This is a genomic window from Streptomyces sp. NPDC008086, from assembly GCF_042957325.1.
Lineage (GTDB): Bacteria > Actinomycetota > Actinomycetes > Streptomycetales > Streptomycetaceae > Streptomyces.
Genome location: NZ_JBIBIA010000004.1, coordinates 410105 through 434244, shown reverse-complemented (window position 1 = coordinate 434244; position 24140 = coordinate 410105). Strand labels below are relative to the sequence as shown.

22 protein-coding genes and 1 tRNA gene are annotated in these 24140 nt (G+C 71.2%); 11 read left to right on the top strand and 12 right to left on the bottom strand.

The genetic code is table 11. The features are described 5' to 3' along the window. Positions 1-18 precede the first annotated feature (18 nt). The 4 genes from ACFZBP_RS16225 (at position 19) to ACFZBP_RS16210 (ending at position 7018) form a co-directional block, all read left to right on the top strand. Complete coding sequence (locus ACFZBP_RS16225; RefSeq protein WP_383451379.1) at positions 19-2595, top strand: tetratricopeptide repeat protein; 2577 nt, start codon at positions 19-21, stop codon at positions 2593-2595. Further along, positions 2596-3981 carry a protein phosphatase 2C domain-containing protein gene (locus ACFZBP_RS16220; protein WP_391413622.1) on the top strand — a complete coding sequence of 462 codons (1386 nt, stop codon included), beginning with the start codon at positions 2596-2598 and terminating at the stop codon, positions 3979-3981. A gap of 97 nt (positions 3982-4078) precedes the next feature. Continuing rightward, positions 4079-5425: a VWA domain-containing protein gene (locus tag ACFZBP_RS16215; protein WP_391413620.1), complete on the top strand. Its 1347-nt coding sequence runs from the start codon at positions 4079-4081 to the stop codon at positions 5423-5425. Positions 5426-5539: 114 nt separating this feature from the next. After that, positions 5540-7018 (top strand): FHA domain-containing protein, encoded by a 1479-nt coding sequence (locus tag ACFZBP_RS16210; RefSeq protein ID WP_391413618.1) that lies wholly within the window; start codon positions 5540-5542, stop codon positions 7016-7018. Between the two features lie 78 nt (positions 7019-7096). Here ACFZBP_RS16210 and ACFZBP_RS16205 read toward each other — a convergent pair whose 3' ends face one another. Beyond that, complete coding sequence (locus ACFZBP_RS16205; protein ID WP_391413616.1) at positions 7097-8083, bottom strand: methyltransferase domain-containing protein; 987 nt, start codon at positions 8081-8083, stop codon at positions 7097-7099. A gap of 205 nt (positions 8084-8288) precedes the next feature. On the opposite strand from ACFZBP_RS16205, the gene ACFZBP_RS16200 reads away from it, so the two are divergent. Beyond that, positions 8289-8693, top strand: a complete 405-nt coding sequence (locus tag ACFZBP_RS16200; RefSeq protein WP_383451389.1) for a globin — start codon at positions 8289-8291, stop codon at positions 8691-8693. Between the two features lie 18 nt (positions 8694-8711). On the opposite strand, the gene ACFZBP_RS16195 is transcribed toward ACFZBP_RS16200, so the two are convergent. From ACFZBP_RS16195 to ettA, 3 genes are read right to left on the bottom strand one after another with little or no spacing between them, the layout of a single operon-like run. Next, a complete protein-coding gene (locus ACFZBP_RS16195) occupies positions 8712-9380 on the bottom strand; it encodes a hypothetical protein (protein WP_391413614.1) in 669 nt (222 codons plus the stop codon). Continuing rightward, a complete protein-coding gene (locus ACFZBP_RS16190) occupies positions 9377-9805 on the bottom strand; it encodes a thioesterase family protein (RefSeq protein WP_391413612.1) in 429 nt (142 codons plus the stop codon). Before ACFZBP_RS16190 ends, ACFZBP_RS16195 begins: the two co-directional genes overlap by 4 nt. 6 nt (positions 9806-9811) lie before the next feature. After that, positions 9812-11476, bottom strand: a complete 1665-nt coding sequence (gene ettA / locus ACFZBP_RS16185; protein WP_383451395.1) for an energy-dependent translational throttle protein EttA — start codon at positions 11474-11476, stop codon at positions 9812-9814. A gap of 295 nt (positions 11477-11771) precedes the next feature. Here ettA and ACFZBP_RS16180 point away from each other — a divergent pair, with 295 nt between their 5' ends. Together ACFZBP_RS16180 and ACFZBP_RS16175 are read left to right on the top strand one after the other, a co-directional pair. Then, positions 11772-12449 carry a DUF1524 domain-containing protein gene (locus ACFZBP_RS16180; protein WP_391413609.1) on the top strand — a complete coding sequence of 226 codons (678 nt, stop codon included), beginning with the start codon at positions 11772-11774 and terminating at the stop codon, positions 12447-12449. A 177-nt stretch (positions 12450-12626) separates the two neighbouring features. After that, positions 12627-12911 carry a hypothetical protein gene (locus ACFZBP_RS16175; protein WP_062720717.1) on the top strand — a complete coding sequence of 95 codons (285 nt, stop codon included), beginning with the start codon at positions 12627-12629 and terminating at the stop codon, positions 12909-12911. 136 nt (positions 12912-13047) lie between these two features. Here the strand turns inward: ACFZBP_RS16175 and ACFZBP_RS16170 are convergent, their stop codons facing one another. The 4 genes from ACFZBP_RS16170 to ACFZBP_RS16155 all read right to left on the bottom strand — a co-directional run bounded on the left by ACFZBP_RS16170 (position 13048) and on the right by ACFZBP_RS16155 (position 19613). After that, entirely contained in the window at positions 13048-14469 is a 1422-nt protein-coding gene (locus ACFZBP_RS16170; protein ID WP_391413607.1) for a Cys-Gln thioester bond-forming surface protein, read from the bottom strand. Between the two features lie 261 nt (positions 14470-14730). Further along, positions 14731-15234 carry a single-stranded DNA-binding protein gene (locus tag ACFZBP_RS16165; protein WP_391413605.1) on the bottom strand — a complete coding sequence of 168 codons (504 nt, stop codon included), beginning with the start codon at positions 15232-15234 and terminating at the stop codon, positions 14731-14733. A gap of 416 nt (positions 15235-15650) precedes the next feature. After that, on the bottom strand, positions 15651-18002 hold the full coding sequence (locus ACFZBP_RS16160) for a GTPase (RefSeq protein ID WP_391413603.1): 2352 nt from the start codon (positions 18000-18002) through the stop codon (positions 15651-15653). Between the two features lie 3 nt (positions 18003-18005). Then, positions 18006-19613, bottom strand: coding sequence for a dynamin family protein (locus ACFZBP_RS16155; RefSeq protein ID WP_383451405.1), 1608 nt, complete (start codon positions 19611-19613; stop codon positions 18006-18008). Between the two features lie 320 nt (positions 19614-19933). Between ACFZBP_RS16155 and ACFZBP_RS16150 the strand changes: the two genes are divergently transcribed. Further along, a tRNA-Arg gene (locus ACFZBP_RS16150) sits at positions 19934-20006 on the top strand. A 178-nt stretch (positions 20007-20184) separates the two neighbouring features. Here the strand turns inward: ACFZBP_RS16150 and ACFZBP_RS16145 are convergent. Further along, a complete protein-coding gene (locus ACFZBP_RS16145; RefSeq protein ID WP_391413601.1) occupies positions 20185-20739 on the bottom strand; it encodes a hypothetical protein in 555 nt (184 codons plus the stop codon). 81 nt (positions 20740-20820) lie between these two features. Between ACFZBP_RS16145 and ACFZBP_RS16140 the strand changes: the two genes are divergently transcribed. The 3 genes from ACFZBP_RS16140 (at position 20821) to ACFZBP_RS16130 (ending at position 22087) form a co-directional block, all read left to right on the top strand. After that, a complete protein-coding gene (locus tag ACFZBP_RS16140) occupies positions 20821-20997 on the top strand; it encodes an IS3 family transposase (RefSeq protein WP_391413599.1) in 177 nt (58 codons plus the stop codon). 491 nt (positions 20998-21488) lie between these two features. Beyond that, entirely contained in the window at positions 21489-21734 is a 246-nt protein-coding gene (locus ACFZBP_RS16135) for a hypothetical protein (protein ID WP_391413597.1), read from the top strand. 152 nt (positions 21735-21886) lie between these two features. Continuing rightward, positions 21887-22087 carry a dehydrogenase gene (locus ACFZBP_RS16130; RefSeq protein WP_391413595.1) on the top strand — a complete coding sequence of 67 codons (201 nt, stop codon included), beginning with the start codon at positions 21887-21889 and terminating at the stop codon, positions 22085-22087. A 346-nt stretch (positions 22088-22433) separates the two neighbouring features. Here the strand turns inward: ACFZBP_RS16130 and ACFZBP_RS16125 are convergent, their stop codons facing one another. The 3 genes from ACFZBP_RS16125 to ACFZBP_RS16115 are packed head-to-tail and all read right to left on the bottom strand — an operon-like array spanning position 22434 to position 23697. Continuing rightward, positions 22434-22736: a hypothetical protein gene (locus tag ACFZBP_RS16125; protein ID WP_391413593.1), complete on the bottom strand. Its 303-nt coding sequence runs from the start codon at positions 22734-22736 to the stop codon at positions 22434-22436. Further along, a complete protein-coding gene (locus ACFZBP_RS16120; protein WP_391414111.1) occupies positions 22733-23464 on the bottom strand; it encodes a GntR family transcriptional regulator in 732 nt (243 codons plus the stop codon). The genes ACFZBP_RS16125 and ACFZBP_RS16120 overlap by 4 nt, the downstream gene beginning before the upstream one ends. Before the next feature lie 8 nt (positions 23465-23472). After that, positions 23473-23697, bottom strand: a complete 225-nt coding sequence (locus ACFZBP_RS16115) for a hypothetical protein (RefSeq protein ID WP_391413591.1) — start codon at positions 23695-23697, stop codon at positions 23473-23475. Between the last annotated feature and the right edge of the window lie 443 nt (positions 23698-24140).

Below are 24140 nucleotides of genomic sequence, written 5' to 3'. Positions count from 1 at the left end.
CAGGGGGGAGTCGTCGTCATGAGTCAGGCACAGCAGAGCTGTCAGCGGCCGGAGTGCGGCGGGTCGTACGAGGATGTGGGCGGCGGCGAGCTGTACTGCGACACCTGCGGTCTGGCCCCGGTCGTCTCGGCGACCGGTATGGTCGGCTCGCCGCCCACCGGTATGACCAGCGGTGGCAAGGGCTCCCGCGGCTCGGCGGGCAGCGGCAGCTCCCGCTCGACCAGCCGCGGCAGTTCGCGCACGTCGTCCCAGTCGTCGAAGTCCCGGCGCTCGGTGTCGGGACGGCTCTCGCGCGCGCTGTCGGGCCGTTCCACGGGCCGCTCGGTGTCGGTGCGCAGCTCCGGCTCGACGTCCGGCTCCAGCGGCCGTGGGCGGCTCGGCGTCGGCCTGGTCCAGGTCCCGGACGTGCCACGCCCCGAACCGCGCGGGATGGTGCTGGAGAACCCGGAGGTGCCCGAGCGCAAGCGGTTCTGCTCGCGTTCGGACTGCGGCGCGCCCGTCGGCCGGGCGCGCGGTGAGCGGCCGGGCCGTACCGAGGGTTTCTGCACCAAGTGCGGCCACCCCTATTCGTTCGTTCCGAAGCTGAAGGCCGGCGACATCGTGCACGGCCAGTACGAGGTCGTGGGCTGTCTGGCGCACGGCGGCCTCGGCTGGGTCTATCTCGCCGTGGACCGCGCGGTCTCCGACCGCTGGGTGGTGCTCAAGGGCCTGCTGGACACCGGTGACCAGGACGCGATGGCGGCGGCGATCTCCGAGCGTCGCTTCCTCGCGGAGATCGAGCACGCCAACATCGTGCGGATCTACAACTTCGTCGAGCACCTCGACCAGCGCACGGGCTCGCTCGACGGCTACATCGTCATGGAGTACGTCGGCGGCAAGTCGCTCAAGGAGATCGCCAACGGCCGCCGCACGCCCACCGGGAAGCGCGACCCGCTGCCGGTGGAGCAGGCGTGCGCGTACGGCATCGAGGCGCTGGAGGCCCTCGGCCACCTGCACAGCCGCAACCTGCTGTACTGCGACTTCAAGGTGGACAACGCCATCCAGACCGAGGACCAGCTCAAGTTGATCGACATGGGCGCGGTGCGCAGGATGGACGACGAGGAGTCGGCCATCTACGGCACGGTGGGCTACCAGGCGCCGGAGGTCGCCGATGTCGGCCCGTCGGTGGCGTCCGACCTGTACACGGTCGCCCGCACGCTGGCCGTGCTGACCTTCGACTTCCAGGGCTACACGAACGTCTACGTCGACTCGCTGCCCGACCCGGACAACATCGAGGTCTTCCGGCAGTACGAGTCCTTCTACCGGCTCCTGGTCCGCGCCACCGACCCGGACCCGGCCCGCCGTTTCGCCTCCGCCCAGGAGATGACGGAGCAGCTGACCGGTGTGCTGCGCGAGGTCGTGTCCCTGCAGACGGGGCGCGCGAGGCCGTCGCTGTCGACGTTGTTCGGGCCCGAAGTGCGGGTCACGGACACGGAGTTGTTCCCGAAGCTGGACGGCGAGGTGTCGCGGCTGGGCGCGCGGGTCGTCCGCCCCGGGCGGAAGCCCGTCGCCCTCGCCCCGGCCACCACGCCCGCCATGCCCTCGCCCGCCCCGCCCGCCATCGCCGCCGGCCCTCCTCCCACCGCCGCCCCGGCCACCCCCGGGGGCCTCGTGAAGAGCGCCCACGCCCCCGCCGCGGCGCTCGCCCTACCGGTTCCGCGGGTCGACCCTTCCGACCCCAACGCGGGTTTCCTCGCGGGTCTGATGACCACCGCGCCCGCCGAACTGCTCGGCGCTCTGGCCGCGGCGCCCGCGCCGTCGACGGAGACACGGCTGCGGCAGGTGCGGGCCTGGCTGGAGAACGGCGACACGAGCACCGCGCACGAGGCGCTGCTGAAGCTGGAGGACGAGCGGTCCGACGACTGGCGGGTCGTCTGGTACCGCGGTGTGGCCGCGCTCGTCACCGGCGACCACGAGGGCGCCGCGCTCGCCTTCGACGCGATCTACGACGCCTTCCCGGGCGAGCCCGCCCCCAAGCTGGCCCTCGGCCTGTGCGCTGAGGTGCTGGGCCAGTTGGACAACGCCGCCGAGTACTACCGTCTCGTGTGGTCCACCGACCCCAGCTATGTGAGCACCGCCTTCGGGCTCGCCCGCGTCCAGCTCGCGACCGGCGACCGCGGTGGCGCCGTACGGACCCTGGAGTCCGTACCGGAAAGCTCCATTCACTACACGGCCGCCCGGGTCGCGGCCGTCCGTGCCCGGCTGCGTGGACGCACGGCGGCCGCCGCTGACGTACCGTTCCTGGACGACCTGACCGCCGCCGCGGGTCAGGTCGAGGCGCTGGACGCGTACGGTCTCGACCCGGCGCGCCGGGAGCAGTTGTCGGCGGAAGTCCTCGGTTGCGCGCTGGACTGGATACTCTCCGGTGGCCAGGGTTCCGCCCCTCCCCCAGCCGCCGGAGGACGGACGCTGCTCGGCAGCGGCCTGGACGAGCGGGGACTGCGTTTCGGTCTGGAGCGCTCGTACCGCACGCTGGCCCGGCTCGCTCGGGGCGGCGAGGAAAGGATCGACCTGGTGGAACGTGCCAACCGTTACCGCCCCCGGACGTGGGTGTAGTTGATGTCGCAGATGCCCCAGTTGTCCGCCTGCCCGAGCTGTGAATGGCCGCTCGAGTCGGGTGACCGTTTCTGCGGTGCGTGCGGATACGACCTGTCCGCCGTGCCCGTACGGCCGGACGACAACCCGACCATCGCCATGAACGGCTCGTCGGCGCCCCCCGGCATGCCCGGCATGGGCTGGCCCGCCCCCGCGCCCGACGCCGGCGGCCACGACCTGCCCCCGGGCACCCCGCCGCCCCCGCAGTCACCGCCGCCCGCCGCGCCGGCGCCTCCGGGGGCGGGCGGCCCGGACGGACCGCCCGCACCCCGGACGCCCCTGGACCCGACCGGCTCGCCCGCCTCCCCGGCCTCCGGCGTGCGCTTCGACCGTCCGGCGCAGCCCGACGCGCACGCGCTGCCCGAGGAGTTCACCCTTCAGGCGCCCGACCCGCGCGTGGCCCCCGCCGCCCCACCGACCCCGCCGGAGGGCACCAAGGTGTGCGTGGCGTGCCGTGCGGGCCGGGTCGACCACGACGGGTACTGCGAGAACTGCGGGCACGCCCAGCCGCGCGAGCGCGACCACATGGAGCAGGACGCCGGCCCGGTCGCCGCCGTCAGCGACCGCGGCCTGCGCCACCACCGCAACGAGGACGCGTTCGCCGTCGGCTCCGCCACGCTGCCCGACGGCCGTCCGGCGCTCCTGGCGGTCGTCTGCGACGGCGTGTCCTCGGCGACCCGCCCCGACGACGCCTCGATGGCCGCCTCACGGGCCGCGAGCGAGTCGCTGCTGGCCGCCCTGCCGCGCGGCACGCACCCGCAGCAGGCCATGCACGACGCGATCATCGCCGCCTCGAACGCGGTCAACGCGCTGGCGGCCGAACCGGCCACGGCCCGCGAGCAGGGCCCCCACCAGAACGCGCCCGCCTGCACGTTCGTCGGCTCCGTGGTCACGCCGGAGCTGCTGATCGTCGGCTGGGTCGGCGACAGCCGCGCCTACTGGGTCCCGGTCGACCGCAGCACTCCCCCGGCCCGGCTCACCGAGGACGACTCCTGGGCGGCGCAGATGGTCGCCGCGGGCCTGATGAACGAGGCCGAGGCGTACGCCGACGAGCGCGCCCACGCCATCACGGGCTGGCTCGGCGCCGACGCCTACGAACTGGAGCCGCACACCGCGTCGTTCAAGCCGGACCGCCCGGGTGTGGTCGTGGTGTGCACGGACGGGCTGTGGAACTACGCGGAGGCGGCCGAGGACATGGCCGACGTCGTGCCGCTCGACGCCGCCGTACGCCCCCTGCACAGCGCGCAGGTCCTCGTCGGTCACGCGCTGGACGGCGGGGGCCACGACAACGTAACAGTGGCCGTCCTGCCGTTCCCGGCACCGCCGATGGGGGCAGGATCGGCCTGAGGCCGCATCGCGGGGACGGCCTCAGCGGACCGGAGGGGACCGGTCCGTCGACAGCCATTGCCCCACTACGGGGTGTTTTAGGGGGATTTGAGAACGCATGGCCAATTTCTCGAAACCAAGCGTGCCGCAGTTCTCGGTGGACGTGTACCAGAACGAGTACCTGCCGGAGGGCGGGCGCGAGGTCAACGCGATCGTCACGGTGACCTCGACCGGCGGCGGCACGATCGGTGGGGCGGTCGCCGCACCCCATCTGTACGCGCCGGGCGGCGGCCCGTCCGCGGCCGTTGCGATCATGGTCGACTGCTCGGGCTCGATGGACTACCCGCCGACCAAGATGCGCAACGCCCGCGACGCCACGGCCGCCGCGATCGACACCCTGCGCGACGGCGTGCACTTCGCGGTGGTCGGCGGGACGCATGTGGCCAAGGAGGTCTACCCGGGCGGCGGCCGTCTGGCCGTGGCCGACGCCACCACCCGTGACCAGGCCAAACAGGCGCTGCGCCGGCTCAGCGCGGGCGGCGGTACGGCCATCGGCACCTGGCTGCGGCTCGCCGACCGCCTTCTGTCCTCGGAGGACGTGGCGATCCGGCACGGCATCCTGCTCACCGACGGCCGCAACGAGCACGAGTCGCCGGAGGACCTCAGGGCCGCCCTGGACGCCTGTGCCGGACGGTTCACCTGTGACGCGCGCGGCGTGGGCACCGACTGGGAAGTGAAAGAAGTCACAGCCATCGCCTCCGCCCTGCTCGGCAGCGCCGACATCGTCGCCGATCCGTCCGGTCTCGCCGCCGACTTCACGCAGATGATGGAGACGGCGATGGGCAAGGAGGTCGCGGACGTCGCCCTGCGGGTGTGGACGCCGGTGGGCACCACCATCAGGTTCGTCAAGCAGGTCGCGCCCAGGGTCGAGGAGTTGACCGACCGCCGCACCGAGGCCGGTCCGCGCGCCGGGGACTACCCCACCGGTTCCTGGGGGGACGAGTCCCGTGACTACCACGTCTGCGTCGAGGTCCCGGCCGCGCACCTGGGCCAGGAGATGCTCGCCGCCCGGGTCTCCCTGGTCGTCCCGCAGCCCGACGGCACCGCCCGGAACCTCGGCGCGCAGGGTCTCGTACGGGCCGTGTGGACCGACGACATGGTCGCCTCGACCTCGATCAACCCTCAGGTCGCCCACTACACCGGCCAGGCCGAACTGGCACAAGCCATCCAACAAGGCCTCGATCTTCGCAAGTCCGGCGATATCGATGGAGCAACGGCCAAACTGGGCCGCGCGGTTCAGCTCGCCAGCGCCTCCGGAAACGCGGATACGGCGAAACTCCTTGCGAAGGTGGTGGACGTGGTCGATGCCGCGACGGGTACTGTGCGACTGAAGGCGAAGGTCGCGGAGGCCGACGAGATGACTCTCGAGACACGGTCGACCAAGACTGTTCGTGTAAAGAAGTGACCGAGTGATGCCTTAGCAGTGCCCTAGCAGGACCCTGAAAAGCAGCGAGCCTGACCCCTTGGGGTTGGAGAAATCCGGTCGAAGCGACCGGAAAGGAGAGGGGGAAGCGCCGACATGCCGACCTGCCCGAACGGACACCAGTCGGGTTCCGACGACTGGTGCGAGGTCTGCGGTCACCGCATGGCCGGTGCCGTTCCTCCGCCCCCGCCACCGCCGCCCCCGCCCGGCGGCGGCTACGGCTTCCCGCCGCCCGGCGGCCCCGGTGGCCCCGGCCCGGGTCCCGGCCCCGGTCCGTTCGGCGGCCCGAACGCCGGTCAGCCGGGCGGCCCGCCGCCCACCTCCGCCATGCCCGAGCCGGAGCTCTGCCCGCAGTGCCGTACGCCCCGTGAGGGCGGTGCGCCGTTCTGCGAGGAGTGCCGGTGGAACTTCCTGACCAACACGGCGACGTCGTACACCCCCGCCGCCCCGCGCCAGCCGGCCCCCGGCCCCGGCCCGGGCGGCCCGTTCCAGCAGCCTCCGGGTCCCGGCCCGTCGTACGGCGGCGGTGACTCGTACGACTACCAGGGCTCACGCCCGTCCCAGGTGAACCGCCCGGCCGAGCCGATCCCGCCGTTCGGCGGCGAACCGCAGGGCCCGGGCGGTCCGGGTGGCCGAGGCGGACCCGGTGCTCCTGGCGGCCCCGGCGGCTTCGGTCCCGGCCCGGGTGGCCCCGGTGGCCCGGGCGGACCTGGTGGCTTCGGCCCCGGCCCGGGAGGTCCCGGTGGCCCGGGCGGTCCCGGTGGCCCGGGATCCAACAATCCCTCCGGCCCTCCCAGCCCCCCTGGTTTCGGCGGCGACCCGTCCCGTCCGGCTCCGCCCCCGCCCGGCCCCACTCCCCCCGGGGGCCCCGGTGCCACCGGTGGTCTTCCGCAGGGGTTCATGCAGGGCGCTCCGTCCGGTCCGCCGGCCCCGCCCGCCTTCCCGCAGGAGACGAACCGTCCACAGCAGGGCGGCCCGTCCTTCGGCGGCGGTGACGACGACTGGGTGATCTCCCCGCCGTCGTCCGGTCCCGGCGCCCCGGGCGGTCCGGGAGGCGCACCCGGTGGTCCCGGTGGTCCCGCGCAGGGCGGGTACGGCTACCCGCAGCCCGGCGCCACCCAGGCTCCGCCGCCGCCCGGCCCCGCCTTCCCGCAGCAGCAGCAACAGCCGCTGACCTGGATGGCGACCATCGGGCCCGACCGCGAGTACTTCATGGCGATGATGCAGCGCTCCGGCCCGGAGGCCGCCGGCCTGAACCTGCCCGCGTACTCGCCCGAGCAGCAGCGCACACTCACCGGCAACCAGGTCACCATCGGCCGCCGCCGCCACTCCACCGGCGACACCCCCGACATCGACCTGTCGGTGCCGCCGGAGGACCCGGGCGTCTCGCACCAGCACGCGGTCCTGGTCCAGCAGCCGGACGGCACCTGGGCGGTCGTCGACCAGAACTCGACGAACGGCACCACGGTGAACGGCTCCGAGGACCCGATCCAGCCGTTCGTGCCGGTGCCGCTCCAGGACGGCGACCGGGTGCACGTGGGCGCCTGGACGACGATCACGATCCGACGGGGTTAGATCTCCGGATCTCTCCTGTACCGGGAGGGGGCGGCCATACGGCGGGAAAGTGCCGTACGGCCGCCCCCTCCCGGCGTCTCAGCCGGGCAGCGGCCACGCGTACGGCCCCTCGGGGTCGTCCAGCCAGGCCCACTCGTGCTCGCCGCGCACCGTGATCCCGTAGCGCTCCCGCCGCGGCTGCCCCTCGCGCTCCCACAGCGCGTACGCCTCCTGTGGATCGACGCTGCCGCGGGTCAGGGCCAGCAGGAAGCGGAACAGTTCGTGTTCCCGTGCCCGGCGCGGCAGTCCGCCGAGCTGGACGGCCTCCGGCTCGGACCGGATGCCGCCGCGCAGCGGCACGAAGTAGGCGGGCGTGTGCAGGAAGCGGCCTTCGGCGTGCTCGGCGTCCAGGACGGCGAGGGCGATCAGGCCGGTGGCGAGCGGGGTGAGGATACGGGCGCCGGGGCGGCACTGGGCGAGCCAGGGGCGGGGGATGGACGGGAGGGTGCAGGTGGCGATGACGCGGTCGAAGGGGGCGCGCTCGGGCACACCGCGTGCGCCGTCGCCCGTGACGACGACGGGGTGGTACCCGGCCGCCTCCAGGTGCCGCCGCGCGGACTCGGTGATCTCCGGCTCCAGGTCGACGGTGGTGACGAGGTCGTCGTCGCCGAGCCGGTGCGCGAGCAGGGCGGCGTTGTAGCCGGTGCCGGCGCCGATCTCCAGCACCCGGTCGCCGTCCGCCACCTCCAGCGCGACCAGCATCATCGCCATCAGGGAGGGCTGGCTGCTGGAGGAGAGCAGTTCGCCGTCGCGCAGTCGGGTGGCCAGCGGGGCGTCCGCGTACGCGCCGCGCACCCAGCGCTCCCGCGCGGCCGGGTCGGGGCTCTGGCCCCAGCGCCGCTCGTAGCCGCCGACGACGCCCACGTAGTAGTACGGCACGAACAGATGCCGTGGCACGGCCGCGAAGGCGTCCCGCCACACGGGGTCGTCGGCCCAGGCCCCGCTCAGCTCGATCTCCCGCACCAGCGCGGCCCGCGCCGAGGCGGCGAGGTCCGCCAGGCCGGGGTCGAGAGTGTGCGCGCTCATACGTCCACTGTCCTGCGGCAGCGGGTACGAGGCGAGCGTCACGCCGGACGATCACCTGGCCGGGAAGCGTTGGTCCTAGGCCTGGAGTCCTCGGTCTCCGTGTCTGAGACCATGGACGGGTACGGCAATTCCCGGGGGACAACCCCCGGACCCCCGGCAGAACAGACTCGGGCGGACCGGAACGACACATGCGAGGCAGCTCACAGTGACCGAGATTCGGCGCGGCACGCTTCAGGAGCAGACCTTCTACGAGCAGGTCGGCGGGGAGGAGACCTTCCGCCGCCTCGTCCACCGTTTCTACGAGGGTGTCGCCGAGGACCCGATCCTCAAGCCCATGTACCCGGAGGAGGACCTGGGCCCGGCCGAGGAGCGCCTCACCCTGTTCCTGATCCAGTACTGGGGCGGCCCGACGACGTACAGCGAGAACCGCGGCCACCCCCGGCTGCGGATGCGCCACGCCCCGTTCGCCGTGGACCGCGCGGCCCACGACGCCTGGCTGAAGCACATGCGGGACGCCGTGGACGAGCTCGGCCTCTCCGAGGAGCACGAGCGGACGCTGTGGAACTACCTGACGTACGCGGCGGCGTCGATGGTGAACACGGCGGGCTGACCGCGGCAGGACCGGCTCTCAGCGCACGCTGACGTCGAGCGCGCCGAGCCCCGCACGCCGTACCGCGATCGACCCGTACGGCGTGCGCAGCCGCAGCCACGCGCCGGACGAGAGCAGCACCAACTCCCCGGTGGCGCGCAGGAATCCGAGCGACTGGGCCGCGTGCACGGCCCGCACCGGCAGCTGGGTGTCCCCGACGGTCCGGGACCAGATCTCCCGCCCGATCCGGTCGAGTTCGTTCCGGGTGCGCCGCTCTTCGGGCAACTCCTGTGTGCGGGACCGGAATTCGGCGATCCCCGCCCCGATCATCGCCCGCAGGGCATCGGGCGCGGGCAGCCCCGGCACCGGGTGCCATCCGCCGCGCGGCGGGAGCACCCCGGCCCATGGCGGCCCGGTCACGGCTTCCGGTACCGCGGCGGTGCCGGCCGACTCGTCGACGGACTCCAGGAGTTCACCGGCGGAGACGGTCACGTCGAGCGTGACGTCGAGCCCGTTCTCGTAGGGCTTCGCGAGCCGTACGGCGCGGATCGCCAGAACCTCGAAGGACGGCGGGCGGCCGAAGACGGCGAGCGCGGTGCCGGCCGCCTGGAGGCGTACCGCGGCACCGCGGTCGTAGTGGAGCAGCCGGGAGAGGAAGGCCGCGAGGTCCGCCGCCTCCCCCTCGTCGGCGAGGTGGAGCACCGTCATGCGGCGACGGCCTCCTCCTCGGAGGCTCCGTCGGCCGCGTCGTCCATGTACTCCCGGAGGAACTCCTTCTCCTCCGCGGTGAGCCGGCGCGGCCGTCCCGCCTCGAAGTCGAACGGCACGACCACCGTCGAGGCCCGGACATAGACGAGGTCGTCGTCCTTCACCTCGTAGGTGAGGGTGAAGGACGCGGCCCTTATCTCACTGACCCACAGCTCGATGTCCACCGGGTGGTGCCGGTGGACGAGCTGCCGCTTGTAGTCGATCTCGTGGCGCGCCACCACGGACCCCTGCTTGAAGTTTTTCTCGGGACGGAACAGGAAGTCGATACGGGCTTCCTCCAGGTAGCGGAGGAAGACCACGTTGTTGACGTGGCCGTACGCGTCCATGTCCGCCCAGCGCAGCGGGCAGCGGTAGATGTGCCGCAAGATCGATCAGCCCCGGGTCAGCTTCTTGTAGGTGGCGCGGTGCGGACGGGCGGCGTCCGGACCGAGTCGCTCGATCTTGTTCTTCTCGTACGACTCGAAGTTGCCCTCGAACCAGAACCACTTGGAGTCGCCCTCGTAGGCGAGGATGTGCGTGGCGACCCGGTCGAGGAACCAGCGGTCGTGGGAGACGACCACGGCCGCGCCCGGGAACTCCAGCAGCGCGTTCTCCAGCGAACCGAGGGTCTCGACGTCGAGGTCGTTGGTCGGCTCGTCGAGGAGCAGGAGGTTGCCGCCCTGCTTGAGGGTGAGCGCCAGGTTGAGACGGTTGCGCTCACCACCGGAGAGCACACCGGCCGGCTTCTGCTGGTCGGGGCCCTTGAACCCGAAGGCGGAGACGTAGGCGCGGCTCGGCATCTCGACCTGACCCACGTTGATGTAGTCGAGCTCGTCGGAGACGACGGCCCAGAGGGTCTTCTTCGGGTCGATGTTCGCCCGGCTCTGGTCCACGTACGAGATCTTGACGGTCTCGCCGACCTTGATGTCGCCGGAGTCCGGGGTCTCCAGACCCTGGATCATCTTGAACAGGGTGGTCTTGCCGGCGCCGTTCGGGCCGATGACGCCGACGATGCCGTTGCGGGGCAGCGTGAAGCTCAGATCATCGATCAGAACCTTGTCGCCGAAGCCCTTGGTGAGGTTGGAGACCTCGACGACGATGTTGCCGAGCCGCGGGCCCGGCGGGATCTGGATCTCCTCGAAGTCCAGCTTCCGCATCTTGTCGGCCTCGGCCGCCATCTCCTCGTAGCGGGCGAGACGCGCCTTGGACTTGGCCTGACGCCCCTTGGCGTTGGACCGAACCCACTCAAGCTCTTCCTTGAGCCGCTTGGCGCGCTTGGCGTCCTTCTGGCCCTCGACCTTGAGACGGGTCTGCTTGGTCTCCAGGTACTTGGAGTAGTTGCCCTCGTAGCCGTGGAGGCGGCCGCGGTCGACCTCGCAGATCCAGCCGGCCACGTTGTCGAGGAAGTACCGGTCGTGGGTCACGGCCACGATGGTGCCCTCGTACTTGGCGAGGTGCTGCTCCAGCCAGTTCACCGACTCGGCGTCGAGGTGGTTGGTGGGCTCGTCGAGAAGCAGCAGGTCAGGGGCCTCAAGCAGCAGCTTGCACAGCGCCACACGCCGCTTCTCACCGCCGGAGAGGTTGGTCACGGCCCAGTCGCCGGGCGGGCACCCGAGCGCGTCCATGGCCTGCTCGAGCTGGGCGTCGAGGTCCCAGGCGCCTGCGTGGTCCAGCTCCTCCTGCAGCTTGCCCATCTCGTCGAGCAGCGCGTCGGAGTAGTCGGTCGCCATCAGCTCGGCGATCTCGTTGAACCGGTCGAGCTTGCCCTTGACCTCGGAGACACCCTCCTGGACGTTCTCCAGGACGGTCTTGTCCTCGCTCAGCGGCGGCTCCTGCAGCAGGATGCCGACGGTGTACCCCGGCGACAGGAAGGCGTCGCCGTTCGACGGCTGCTCCAGCCCCGCCATGATCTTCAGAATGGTCGACTTACCGGCACCGTTCGGGCCGACCACACCGATCTTCGCGCCGGGCAGGAAGTTCAGCGAGACGTCGTCAAGGATGACCTTGTCGCCGATTGCCTTGCGCGTCTTGCGCATGGTGTAGATGTACTCAGCCAAGAGAAACCGTCCGGCAGCTTGAAATCAGGCAGTGGGCAGATACACCCCATCTTGCCGGATCGCCACCCCTCGGGGGAAACCAGTATGGGCGAGCGCCCATGACCTGGACATTCACGGACCGCGCCGGGTAGCCGAGGCGTCACTGGTCGTCGCCGCCCCCACCCCTCCCCCGCCAAGGACATACCCCTATCTGGTGCCCGCCAGAACATCTGTCCGGTGAACTGACGCCTCCATCTGGCTCATCCGTTCGAGTCGAGCCCCTCGAACGAGTTATCCGCCGTCAATTCTGCGATGCGTGATCAAGAACCTCAGACGCGTCGCACTGGCGGCCGCGCTCCTCCTCGCGCCCCTCGTGACCCCCACCCCGGCCCATGCCCAGCACCGCCAGGCGGAGACCTACACGCTCCCCATGGCGACCTCGGTCCACCTCCTCCCCCTCGCCGCGGAGGTGAGGGACGGCTATCAGCGCACGAGCTTCAAGCACTGGAACGCCGGCCAGAACCCCGCCGACGGCTGCAACACCCGAGCCGAGGTGCTGCTCGCCGAGGCGGTCGAGCGGCCCCGGGTCCTCCCCGGCTGCAAGCTCTCCGGCGGGCGCTGGTGGTCGTACTACGACGCGCGCTGGCTCACCTCGGCGTCCGCCCTCGACGTCGACCACATGGTGCCGCTCGCGGAGGCCTGGGACTCCGGGGCCTCGCAGTGGACCGCCGAGCGGCGGGAGGCGTACGCCAACGACCTGGCCGTCACCCCCTCCCTCGTCGCCGTCTCCGCCGCCTCGAACCGCAGCAAGGCCGACCAGGACCCGGCCCAGTGGCTGCCGCCGGCCGTCGAGGTCACCTGCCGGTACACCGCGGAGTGGATCGCGACGAAACTGCGGTGGGGCCTGACCGCCGACGCCGCCGAACTCGAAGCCCTCACCCAGCAGGCGGAGGCCTGCCCCGGCACCACCGTCACCTACGAACCCGCCCCGTAGTCCTCGGGCCCCGCCCCTCGCAGCCGGGCGGGGCCGCCAACCGGGTTGTCGAACATGACACGCCGATGATTCCTGGCGCGCCATCAGGACATATAGGAATTTTTCACATTACCCTCTCGTAACTGTACGAAGTCGATCTCTTACGGATCGCACCCACCTCACTCCTTCGGAGATGACATGCACAAGCTTCGCAAGGCTGCCGTCGTGGTCGTGGCCATCGGCACCGCCGGGCTCCTGGGCGCCGGGACGGCCACGGCCGACGGTCACGGTGGCAAGGGCGGGGACAAGGTCAGCGTCCTGCAGAGCTCCAACTGCAAGTCGCACGACCTGAACCTCGACGTCCTCGGCCAGGTCGGCATCCTCAACGGCGCGCTGGGCAGCGCGCTCAACGGCGAGGGTGACCCGGGCGCGCAGGCGACCCACCTCGGCTCGACCATGGGCTGCGACAACAGCGCCTGGTAGGTCGGGCTCGGAGCGCGGCCTCCCGCTGCCTCTCATGCCGTAACACCGGTGGAGTACGGACCGTGACGCACGGTCCAACACCAGGGGCCTGATCCACTTCCGTGGATCAGGCCCCTGGTCCGGCGTCGGCCCGCGCTCAGTCCTGCGTCGGCAGCTGCTTCTTCCGCACGACGACGAGCGCCGCGCCGCCGATCACGACGAAGCCGATGGCGACGCCCGCGATCAGGGGGGTCATGGTGGAGCCGCCGGTCGCGGCGAGGTTGGTGTCGTCGGCCCCGGCACCCACCGTGGCGGGGCTCGGCTCGCTGAGGATCTGGGTGGCGTCGCCCGCCTCGTCGGCCTCACTCACCTGCGTCTTGCAGTCCAGCACGCCGGTGAACCGCTTCTCGAAACCGCCCGGCCCCTCGATGGTGAAGTCGTAGGCCTGGTCCTCCTGCAGAGGGATCGTCACCGTCTGCGACCTGCCCGCCGGGACGCTGTACTCGACCCCGAGCAGCTCGAAGACGAACGGCTCGGTGCCCTCGTTGGCCGCGGTGATGTCGACGCCGCCCTTGGCGCAGTTCTCCGCCGCCGACAGCGCGGGTATCGCACCCGTCCTGGCCCAGGTCGCGGTGGCCGTCGCCGAGACCGTCGACTCGCTGGAGCCCGCCAGGATCTGCGTCTGGCTGCGGCTCTCGGCGGCGAAGGCACGGCCCACGGGCACGGTCGTCGACGCCTGCACGGTCAGCTCCGCCTGGCCGTCCGCGGCCTTCTCGGGCACCTGGAAGAAGACCTGGCTGCCGTTCGCGGCGGACGTGACGGGGACCCCGTCCTTGTCCACGATGCGCACACCGCTGGTGGCGGCGTCCGCGGGCGGCGTCACCGTCGCGCTGCCGGCGTTGGTGTGCACCGTCACCGGTCCCAGCCGCTCGCCGGGGTGGCCGGAGACCGCGGGCGGGTCGAGCGTGAGCGAGGCCTGGGGCTCCGCCACACTGCGCGCGTTCTTCTCCAGATAGTCGGCGAGTTGCTCGGCCTGCGGGTCGACGGCGTCGACGTCCACGCCGTCCGAGTAGCGCCAGATGGCCACCTGGGTGCCGGCCGCCGCGTCCTGCTCGGTGAGGCCGCCCTTGACGCCCGCCTTGCCGGCGAGCGCGGCGAGGTCGTTCACCTGGGGGTAGGAGTTCTGCAGGATCCAGCGGATCCTGCCCGCGTCCTTGTTGGCGCCCAGCGAGGTGCCGCTCCAGGGCGTCTCGTGGTACTTGGCGTCGCGCTGCGTGGGGTTGTGGATGTCGACGCAGTACGTCTGCAGCATGCCGCCGCCGTCGACGGACATCTCGAACAGGCCGGCCGAGATCTCCTGGTCGCCGGTGTCGGCGTGGACGACCGCGGCACCGTAGGTCTTCAGGCCGCCTATGGTGGCCGTCGCCCCGCCCTGACCCCACGCCGCCTCGTCGGCGGCGGCCGGGCCGGCGCCGGTCAGCACCGAGGCTGCGACGAGCCCGGACACCAGGGACGCGGCGGCGACGCGGGCCACCCGTCGTCGCCCGTGGACCGACAGCGCAGAGAACGCAGCAAACACAGAATTCCCCTTCGAGCAGGACCCGTTGACGTGGGGGGAACGGTCCCACCAGCAGAATCAGAAGCCCCGAGAGCTACGTCCGGCATCCTAGGTACGCGGCGCACCACGCTTCCCTGGGATCCCGTCGGAGGGCCGATCCGACTCGGAATCGTTATCGCCAAGATCCCTTACGAGCAGGGCTTATCGACAAATCCACCGGGGTCGTTCGGAACGCACTCGCCGATAAGCCGCAGTTCGGTCAGCCTGTGCGGGTGACTGATGTCACGTCACCGAGACTGTTTCCTGGGCCTGTTGGACGTTGATGCCCGCGTCCGCGTGCCCGTCCGTGTTCGCGTCCGCCTCCGCGGGTGGTGTCTCCCAGTCGGGCTCGGGTTGCGCGGGTGATGCGGTGGCCACTCCGGCCTCGGGCCGGGGGGTGCGGCGGAAGGCCGAAGTGCCGCGCGCCAGGTCGTGGCCGATCGCCGTCGCGTCGATGTCGGCCGAGGTCCAGCTCTGCCCCTCCCGCACGTCCGAGCGCACCTTCAGCCTGCCCTGCACCATGACGGGATCGCCCACGTTCAGCGAGCCGGCGGCGTTCGTCGCGAGCTGCCGGTTGGCCCACACCGTGAAGAAGTTGGTGTGTCCGTCGGTCCACTCGTTCTTCCCGCGATCCAGATAGCGCGAGGTCACCGCCAGCCGGAAGCGTGCCGACGGCCCCGTCGCCAACTCCCGGTACACCGGCTGCGTCGCCACGTTGCCCACCGCGCAGATGATCGTCTCGTTCATCGCGAACCCCTCCCTCACCCGGCCGCTCCCGCCGGGCCGATACGCGTACGGGCCCGTCCCGTACGGCTGCGTCCGACGTGACGGCCGCGCGCGCCCTCGGTACCCGCTGGTACGTCCTTGCACGTTCCAGTACGACGTGGTACGTCCTGGTGCGCCGCCGTCACCGCGATCGACCGCGTCCGTCGCGATCGCCGCGAAGCCAGACTGCCTCCGTCGGGCCGAGCCCGCTGAGCCCTGTGGACCACCGCTCGCCTGTGGACATCTCCGCCACTCGAACGGGTGACCAACACTCCGCCGACCAGGTCAGCTCCCTGATCGCCGGTCACGTCCCCGGGCTCTGTCGACCTCCCTGACGCCGGGTCACCACGCCCGGGTCACCATGCCCGGGTCACCGCGCCCGGGTCACCATGCCCGGGTCACCGCGCCGAGGGCCCCACCCCCATGACGCGCCCGTACTGCTCCCGGACCTCCCGGTACCGCAGCAGCTCAGCCGCCACCGGATCCAGTACCCGGGCTCGCCCGCAGCCGGCCGCCGCCTCGCGCAATCGGCGTTCCGCGTCCAGGCCGTACCGCCTCGCGGGCCCTCGGGCCGCCATCCGGCAGCCCCACTCCACGAGCGGTCCGCCGGCGATGCCGGCCACCATCAGCAGCACCGGCACACCGAGGTTGGGCGCCATGACGCCGACGATCTGCCCCAGCAGCCAGAGTCCGCCGATGACCTGAAGGATCGTCATGGACGCCTGCACCAGGACGGCCGCCGGCCACCAGCCCGGCCGCGGGGGTCGCCCGGGCGGCAGTCCGGCCCGTGCGGCCAGCTCGTCCAGCGCCTCGGGAAGCCCCTGGGCGCCTCGTACTGCCGCCTCGCGCACCGCCTGCGCCCACGGTGTGGGCAGCCCGGCCGACGCCTCGTCGGCGACCGTTCGCACGGCCTGTTCGACGCGCTGGCGCGCGGTGGCCTCCTCGTCCGTCTGGGCCCGCAGGGACAGGCGCCCCGTCGGGGGTTCGCCCCGGTCCTGGTACCAGCGCCACAGCCGTAGCCAGGGTGTTCCGCACGCGCGGTTGGCGTTGCGCAGCCAGGCCCGCTCGGCGGCCTCGCCCGCGGCGGTGGCGCCGATGGCGTCCGCGAGCCGCGCGGAGAACTCGTCCCGCGCCTCCTCGCTGAGCCCGGTGCGCCGTCGTGCCGCGTACACCGGCCGTAGCCGCCACCCGGCCGCGTCCACGTCGGCCGAGATCCGGCGCGCGGCCGCCCCGCGCTCCGCGACGAACTGCCCGAGCGCCTCCCGCAGGTCGCCGACGCCGTCCCCGGTGAGCGCGGACAGCGCGAGCACCACGGCGCCCGGTTCGCCGTGCTCGCCCAGCGCGATGCCGTCCTCGTCGAGGAGCCGCCGCAGGTCGTCGAGGACCTGGTCGGTGGCCTCGCCGGGCAGCCGGTCGATCTGGTTGAGGACGACGAACATGATCTCGGCGTGTCCCGCCATGGGCCGCAAGTAGCGCTCGTGCAGCACGGCGTCGGCGTACTTCTCGGGGTCGACGACCCAGATGACCGCGTCGACGAGCGCCAGGACGCGGTCCACCTGCTCGCGGTGCTGCACGGCCGCCGAGTCGTGGTCGGGCAGGTCGACCAGGACGAGTCCGCGCAGCTGCCCGTCAGCGGCCGCGTTCTGCGCGGGCCGCCGGCGCAGCCTCGGCGGGATGCCGAGCCGGTCGATGAGGCCGACCGCGCCGTCGCTCCAGCTGCACGCGAGGGGTGAGGCGGTCGTCGGCCGTCGTACGCCCGTCTCCGAGATCGTCACTCCGGCGAGCGCGTTGAACAGCTGCGACTTGCCGCTGCCCGTGGCGCCCGCGATGGCGACGACGGTGTGCTGCCCGGACAGCCTGCGCCGCGCCGCCGCCTCGTCGAGGACCCGGCCCGCCTCGGAGAGCGTCCTGTTGTCGAGCCTGGTGCGTGAGAGCCCGACCAGTTCGCGCAGCGCGTCGAGCCGGGACCGCAGCGCGCCGTCGTACGCGAGCGGCGTCACGACCTGCGCCCCGGAAGCGCGCGGTTCCACGATGGCGGGTTGCTCCGGAGCAGCGGTTTCATTCACCCTCCGTGCGATCAGTCCGTCGTCCCAGGGGGAGGCGGATTCGGTACCGGTGGGGGCATCCGCACCGGTCGACGACTCGGCGGCGGAGGAGTCTGTACGGGCAGGGGGTTCTGCACGGGCGGGGGGCTCCGTACGGGCGGGGTGTTCGCTACGCACGGGGCGTTCGGTACGGGCAGGGGCCGGGGGTTCCTTATGCCGGGGGGTGTCGGTGCCCATACGGCCCCCCGAGCCGCGGTCGCCCTCACGCGCGGGCGCGTCCACGCCCGTACGGCCGCCGTTGGAGTCAGGGGCGCCCTTACGACCCGCGGGCTCAGGCACAGCGACACGCACCTGTGCGTCGCCGCCGCCCTCACGGCCGCCGGCGTCGGAGACGTCCACGCGCGCGGGCGGCTCGTCGGGCCTACCGTCCTCCACGCGCGCGTGGTCGTCGCCGACGCGGCACTCCTGCTTCGCCAGCTTCCTCCAGAGCTTGCGCATCTCCGGCTCCTCGGCACCTGCGGAATCCTCGCCCTTGTCGGGCTCTCCCTCCGCGCGGTCACCCGCCACGGGGAAGCCGTTCTCACGAGCGCCGTCCGCAGGGGGTGCGCTCACCGGGACGTGGTGCTCGCGCTCGTCGCCCTTGGCGGCGCCGTCCTCCTGCTGATCGGCGTGTTCGGTGTGGTCCTGGTCAGTGACGGCAGTCACCGGTCACCTCTCCTTCTGCAGTACGGACAGCGCGGCGATGAGTTCGGCCTGGGGTTCGGGGTGGACCTCCAGGGCGTCGAGCGGGGCGAGCCGTCGCTCGCGTTCGTTGTGCATGACCCGGTCCAGGTGCTCGTTGAGCAGCCGCCCGGCCCGGTCGCGCAGTCGCAGCGCCCCGTGCGCCCCGATCCGCTCGGCGAGCCCCTCCCCCGCCGACCGTGCCCGGCGTCCGCCCAGCAGGGCGGTGGCGACGAGTGCGGTGACGACCTCGGAGTCCGGGGCGACGCTGCGGTCGAGGACGCTCACCTCGTCCTCGGCGTACTCCTCGAGTTCCCTGCGCCAGCGCCGTACGGCCACGCCGATGCGGTGCTCGACGCTCGCGGGGCGCGGGTCACGGCCCGTCAGCTCGGGAGCGGCGGCGGCCGGTTCGCGTCGCCAGGCGTCGTCGACGCGCTCGTCGGCGGCGGTGACGGCACACAGCAGGAGGGTGCTGAGACTCTCCACCAGCGAGTCGAGAAGCTCACCGGGGGTGCTGTCGAGCGGGAAGGCGCGCCAGCGTTTCAGCGCGTCCCCGGCGAGCACGGCACCGGCTTGCAGCCGGCTGCGCACGCGCGCGTACTCACTGTCGTAGGCGCTGTCCACGGCGTTGGTGAGCCGTAGTGCCGCCGCGTACTGGGCGGCGGCGGCGTTGGCCAGCTCCGGCATGCGGACCTTGAGGGAGTCGAGGAGGCCGTGGGCCGTACGGGCGACGGCGTGCTCCCGCGCACCCGGGTCCTGGGCCTGCTGGCTGAGCCAGGTGCGCAGCGGTGCCACCGCCGTGGCCGGCAACAGCCCGCCGCCCCAGGCCGACTCGGGCAGTTCGGGCACGGTGAAGCGCGGTACGTCGCCGAGGCCGGCCTTGGTGAGGAGTGCCCCGTACTGCCGGGACACCTCGGACACGACCTGGTGGGGCACCCGGTCCAGCACGGTCACCAGGGTGGCGTCGTACTCCTTGGCGGTGCGCAGCAGATGCCAGGGGACGGCGTCGGCGTAGCGCGCGGCCGTGGTCACCATCACCCAGATGTCGGCCGCGCAGATCAGTTGCGCGGCGAGGACGCGGTTGTCGGCGATCAGGGAGTCGATGTCGGGGGCGTCGAGGAGGGCGAGGCCGCACGGCAGCGTGTCGGCGGTCTCGACCCGCAGCACGCGTGCGGAGTCCTCGGCGGACAGCATCAGCTCGTCCGCCGGATCGTGTTCGGTCACCCACACGCGTGTGAGGTCGGGCAGGACGCGCATCCCGCTGAACCAATGATGGTCCTCGGGATGGCAGACCAGCACCGGGTTTCGCGTCGTCGGCCGCAGCACGCCTGCCTCGGTCACGCGCCGGCCCACGAGGGAGTTGACGAGCGTCGACTTGCCGGCGCCGGTGGATCCTCCCACCACGGCCAGCAAGGGCGCTTCGGGCTCCTTCAAGCGGGGCACCAAATAGTCGTCGAGCTGCGCGAGCAGTTCGTCGCGGTTGGCACGCGCGCGTGGCGCCCCCGCCAGGGGTAGCGGGAAGCGTGCGGCGGCGACACGGTCGCGCAGGGCGGAAAGTGCGTCGAGCAGCTGAGGCCGTACGTCCAAGGTCACCACATGCGAAGAATGCCCAATTTTAGGGGATTTCTGAAGCATATGAGCATGTCTGCGCGCCGACGGGACACAAGGGATGGAAGGGACGACTGGGACACAGGCACAGTCCAGGCATAACGAGTGCACAACACCCGGGGCGCGAGAGCCCAAAAGCGGTGCGCGATTCGCACCTGCCTGCGATTATCAGGACCGCTTCACCGAACCTCCACATCGAGCCACGGAGGCGAAGCAGCAGGGACACGGATGCGGGAGCCCTATCCTTGTCTCCGGCATCGTCACGGGTCAGCCCCACCAGGGCACCACGACCGAGGCCACCACACCCGGCCCCCGTAGCTCAGTGGATAGAGCAGGCGCCTTCTAAGCGCTTGGCCGCAGGTTCGAGTCCTGCCGGGGGCGCCCTCTTTCCGCCCTCCTTCGGGAGGGCGTTTTTGCTGTTCAGGGCCTATACCAGTGGATACGGCGAAGCCCCGGACGCCCTCTCGATGATCAAGGGCGGACTCCGGGGCTGTCCGGCTGTTACCGGGTTTTTGCGGGTGGCCGTGTCGAATACGTGTCGAAGTTCTGGGGCGCCTGGTCAGCCGGCGGACGGCGACTCGGGGAGATCTCCGGCAGCTTCGAGCCTCCTCTTCAAGTCGGGTAGCTGGCCGTCAATGCATCGGGCGTAGGTCGCCAGGAGCACGGCAACGCTGTTTCCTGCCCACTCGGCTACCTGGGCGGGTGGGATCCCGTCGTTCAGCCACTTCGTCAGGCGCGTGTTCCTGTTGTCGTAGACGCGCCGTCCGGTGGGTGACTCGAAGACGTGCGAGGGCAGTACGGCCTTACGCGCACTGCGCCACGCCCGTCGGATGACGGATCCAGCGAGGATGCCGCCTGACTCGCCTTGGAACAGCAGGTCACCCGGCTTGAGCCGTTCATCCTCGATGTGCTGCCGCAGGATGCGTGTGAGGGCGGGACGCCCTGGGACAGTGCGTGTCTCGCCCTCTGCGCGGCCTTTCAGGTCGCGTTGTTCGTGGATCTCCCCCGTGTCGGTCCACTGCTTTCCGACCTCAGGGGTCGCCGTGTGGATCAGCAGCTCGCGCCACTGGTCGTCGGCGTCAGGCTCGGGCAGGGTCACGTCCTCCACCCGCATGGCCACGGCTTCCTCGGGCCGAGGGCCGCAGGGTCCTGGGCATTCACCGAACGCGCCCGCGCCTCCGGCCTGCTGCCCTCCATGGGCTCCATCGGGGACTGCGTGGACAAGGCGATGATGGAGTCCTTCTGGGCCCGGGTCCAGGTCGAATTACTCAACCGCCGGCGGTGGCGGACACGGATGGAGCTGTCCACCGCCCTCTTCGAATACCTCGAGATCTTCCACAACCGGCAGCGCAGGCACTCCGCGCCCAAGTGACTCGGCTCCACCCAACTCGGGGCACTCCGGAGCCTCCACCGATCCCGGAGCGGTTCACCCTGAGGGACAACACGACAGCTCCATGCCCCCGTTGGCCGATCTCTATAGAGCTACGGATCAGAAGGATGTGGGAGCGGAGCCATTCGGCGTCCCGGGACCCTGCAGGTCCGGAGATGTCTATCCGCCCCCCTTGGCCGCCGAGTTCCTCAGTGAAGACGTCGGACCGGCCCATCTGTGCCCGGGAGGGCAACACCCGTCGCAGACAATGACCTTGTGGCCGCAGTTGGCACCGACGCCGGACGTGCCAGATCCGTGCCAGGTCGTGCGGGGAGTAGCGGGGAATACCGGAGACTGAGACAGCGGCCAGTCGTACGCTGTCACGGCTCTGCCGCAGGTCAGCCCGTCAATCACCCCTAGAGAACCCAAGCTTCCCAAGCTGATGGCTTCGCGCCGGCCTTGACCCGATCGCTCGGTGCTGATCGAGTCACCCCATGGCTACGGACCCCAGCGAGTACGACAAGGCAATGCCGATCGTGGCCGCCCATCTCGCCAAGATCGAACGAGCGGTTGACCGGACCCGTGCCTCATATGCGGGGCAGCCGTTCGCGGCGGTCCATCAGGCACTCGCCGAAGCGCTGCAAGACGAGGGCGCTCAACGAGTCGTGCCCCAGGTCGTCGAGGAGTTGGCGCGCCAGATCTCGGATGCAGCGACCGAGCCAAGGGGGGCGGCGGGGTGAGTGTGTAACTGCGTGACAACGCCGACGAACAACGGCTGACGCCCGCGGACGTCAGCGGACCGTCAGCGCAGGTGAGAGGAGCACCAGCCCAAGGCAGCGCCCCTACCCAAGTTGCTTCGGAACGAAGCGGTCGCTCCGTTAGGGTGCCCCGCATGACCGACAAGGCCCCGACCTGTCCTGAGTGCAGCCAGCCCATGAAGTCCGGCGGCCTTGTCCTCGTCAAACGGGAGGCCGATGGCCGCCGGACCTGCCGGTCGCTGTGGCGGTGTGCCGATCGGCACATCTGGTGGAGCTGGGCAGACCGGCCGGACGAACCATTGGAGGTCTGCCCGGTCCCGCAACTGTTCCGCTGACATCCAACGTTGACATCAACGAGCACGGACGGCGGCAACAACGGGCGGCCACGTACGGCGCCAGTGCGCGAGCCGAGGCCCCACCACGCCGGGCCCGGATCGAACTCCTAATGCGGTGGTCACACGGCAGTACGCGGCTGCGGAGGGCCCCGATCTGCCGGCCGCGCCGAGGGCCGCCATGCGGGGCTGTGCGAGCCGCCGCACGTCGGTCGAGCGTTCTGAAGGTGCCTCTCTCGGCGTAACCACAGGGAAACGGGGAGAGGAGCCCCGGTGCGAAACCGGGTTCCTCTCCCCGCTGGCAAGGAATGGAAGGTCGTTGCCGGCCACTAGACGCGGCCGTCTCCTTTCAGGGGCAATGGGGATCGCTCACCGCTAGGAGGTCACCGCGGCTGGTTGCAACGCGGAGCACCTCGCGCAAAGCCCCGGTCAGGTCCTTGGCCAGCCGTCGCATGTCCTCCGAGCTCGTGCCCTGGTCGTCGAGCTTGTTCGACGCTCGCTCCAGGAGTTCGGCGGCCGTTCCCAACTGCATGGCCTCGATGTTGTCCGCCAGGCGGGACATGTAACCCTCCCCGTCGTCGGTGCTCAAATAGCAGGGCTTGCCCTCCGGCCCCGACCATGGGAGGAGTCGCAGTGTGTTCGGTGCTGTCATCTTTGCGTCTGCCTCTCATCGGTCATGTGGTGGGTAGTGAAGACCGCGTCGACGCGATCCCCGGGGAACACCAGAAGCGCGGCCTCGACGACTCGCCCGATGGCGTCGGTCGCGACGCGCGTGACTGCAAGTACCGCCACGGCGGAGCGGAGCCGGAGGGCCGATGCTTCGTCCGGTGTCGGTGGGCGGGCACTTACCGTCTCCCGGACAGTTGGCGGCGGCGAGCTCAGGACGGCAAATCGCGCAGCTGTCTCCCGCCACGAGGACTCGTCGTCCAACACTCCGGCCGGTGCCAGGTCGCGTGGGATGTAGATGCGGGCCAGCCCATGCGGTGACTCTCCCTCGTGGCTGATGCAGAAGAACTCAGCGAGAGAGCTGCCTGTCGGCACCTTCAGCAAGGCCGTCAGATGCCCCTCGGCCGGAACCGTGTTGGTGCGGACCGTGACACGCAAGGCCGTTTCAGCGGCGGTCCACGGGTCCAGCGTTCCCCATCCACCGACGTACACGATCTTCCGCGGTGGGCAGCGGACGAAGTTGCCCTTGCCGTGGATCTTCTCGACGAGGCCTTCGCCCTGGAGGACAGCGAGGGCACTCCGCAGTGTCACCGTGCTGACCTTGTATCGGTCGGCGAGGCCGGCCTCGGACGCCAGGCGTTCGCCGGGCTTGATGCGACCGGTCGTGATCTGGTGCCGCAGATCGTCGGCGATCTCGTGATGGCGTGAAGGCACGGGCCGGATCACCGCCTTCTCTGCATGCGAACGGTAGCGAGCCGGGTTCGCGCGTGCATGGTCAGCAGCTCGCCCGACTCGAAGAGGAGTTGCTTGGCTCCTTGAGGGAGCTGGAAGAGGTCGCTCACCCGGCATGCCTTGCCACCGAGTTGGATGATGTCGCCGCGCTGCACGGTGGCCGCCGTGACCTCGACGTTGGATGCCAGCGTGCCGCCAGGTGCCCAGCCGCTCACCGCTCCGCCTCCGCAGGCATGGAGTGGTGGGACGTCGAGTGACACGGGCAGGCGCATGTCTCGTAGACAATCGGCAGGTCGACCGGTGCGGGGACCGGGGAGGTCTCCGCGCAAGCAGGGTGTGTGCCGATACGGCAGGCGGTCGACCGATAGGGAACGGCCGAGACCTCGACGGTGTGGGGCTGTTGGCGAGCAGGCATCAGCGCACCCCCGCGAGCGACGACCAGGCCTCAACGGGCAGGTGAGGAGCGACTACCACCGCGAGCGGCCGTACTCGACGCTCCCAAGCCAGCAGGTACGGGCGGACGAGCGCGTTTTCCTCCCCCGCGAGCGGGTCACGGTGGTGCGCGGTATCGGGAACCCCGCCCAGGACCACCATCGACGCGTCAGCGGACGCAGGGACAACGAGGGCGGCTGTCGGTCGAAAGAGCCGTAAGGGACGG

Bases quoted from the DNA above. Each gene is read 5' to 3' on its own strand.
- ACFZBP_RS16225 (WP_383451379.1), top strand. From the start codon at position 19: ATGAGTCAGGCACAGCAGAGCTGTCAGCGGCCGGAGTGCGGCGGGTCG.
- ACFZBP_RS16215 (WP_391413620.1), top strand. From the start codon at position 4,079: ATGGCCAATTTCTCGAAACCAAGCGTGCCGCAGTTCTCGGTGGACGTG.
- ACFZBP_RS16210 (WP_391413618.1), top strand. From the start codon at position 5,540: ATGCCGACCTGCCCGAACGGACACCAGTCGGGTTCCGACGACTGGTGC.
- ACFZBP_RS16205 (WP_391413616.1), bottom strand. From the start codon at position 8,083: ATGAGCGCGCACACTCTCGACCCCGGCCTGGCGGACCTCGCCGCCTCG.
- ACFZBP_RS16195 (WP_391413614.1), bottom strand. From the start codon at position 9,380: ATGACGGTGCTCCACCTCGCCGACGAGGGGGAGGCGGCGGACCTCGCG.
- ACFZBP_RS16175 (WP_062720717.1), top strand. From the start codon at position 12,627: ATGCACAAGCTTCGCAAGGCTGCCGTCGTGGTCGTGGCCATCGGCACC.
- ACFZBP_RS16165 (WP_391413605.1), bottom strand. From the start codon at position 15,234: ATGAACGAGACGATCATCTGCGCGGTGGGCAACGTGGCGACGCAGCCG.
- ACFZBP_RS16145 (WP_391413601.1), bottom strand. From the start codon at position 20,739: ATGCGGGTGGAGGACGTGACCCTGCCCGAGCCTGACGCCGACGACCAG.
- ACFZBP_RS16140 (WP_391413599.1), top strand. From the start codon at position 20,821: ATGGGCTCCATCGGGGACTGCGTGGACAAGGCGATGATGGAGTCCTTC.
- ACFZBP_RS16135 (WP_391413597.1), top strand. From the start codon at position 21,489: ATGGCTACGGACCCCAGCGAGTACGACAAGGCAATGCCGATCGTGGCC.
- ACFZBP_RS16130 (WP_391413595.1), top strand. From the start codon at position 21,887: ATGACCGACAAGGCCCCGACCTGTCCTGAGTGCAGCCAGCCCATGAAG.
- ACFZBP_RS16125 (WP_391413593.1), bottom strand. From the start codon at position 22,736: ATGACAGCACCGAACACACTGCGACTCCTCCCATGGTCGGGGCCGGAG.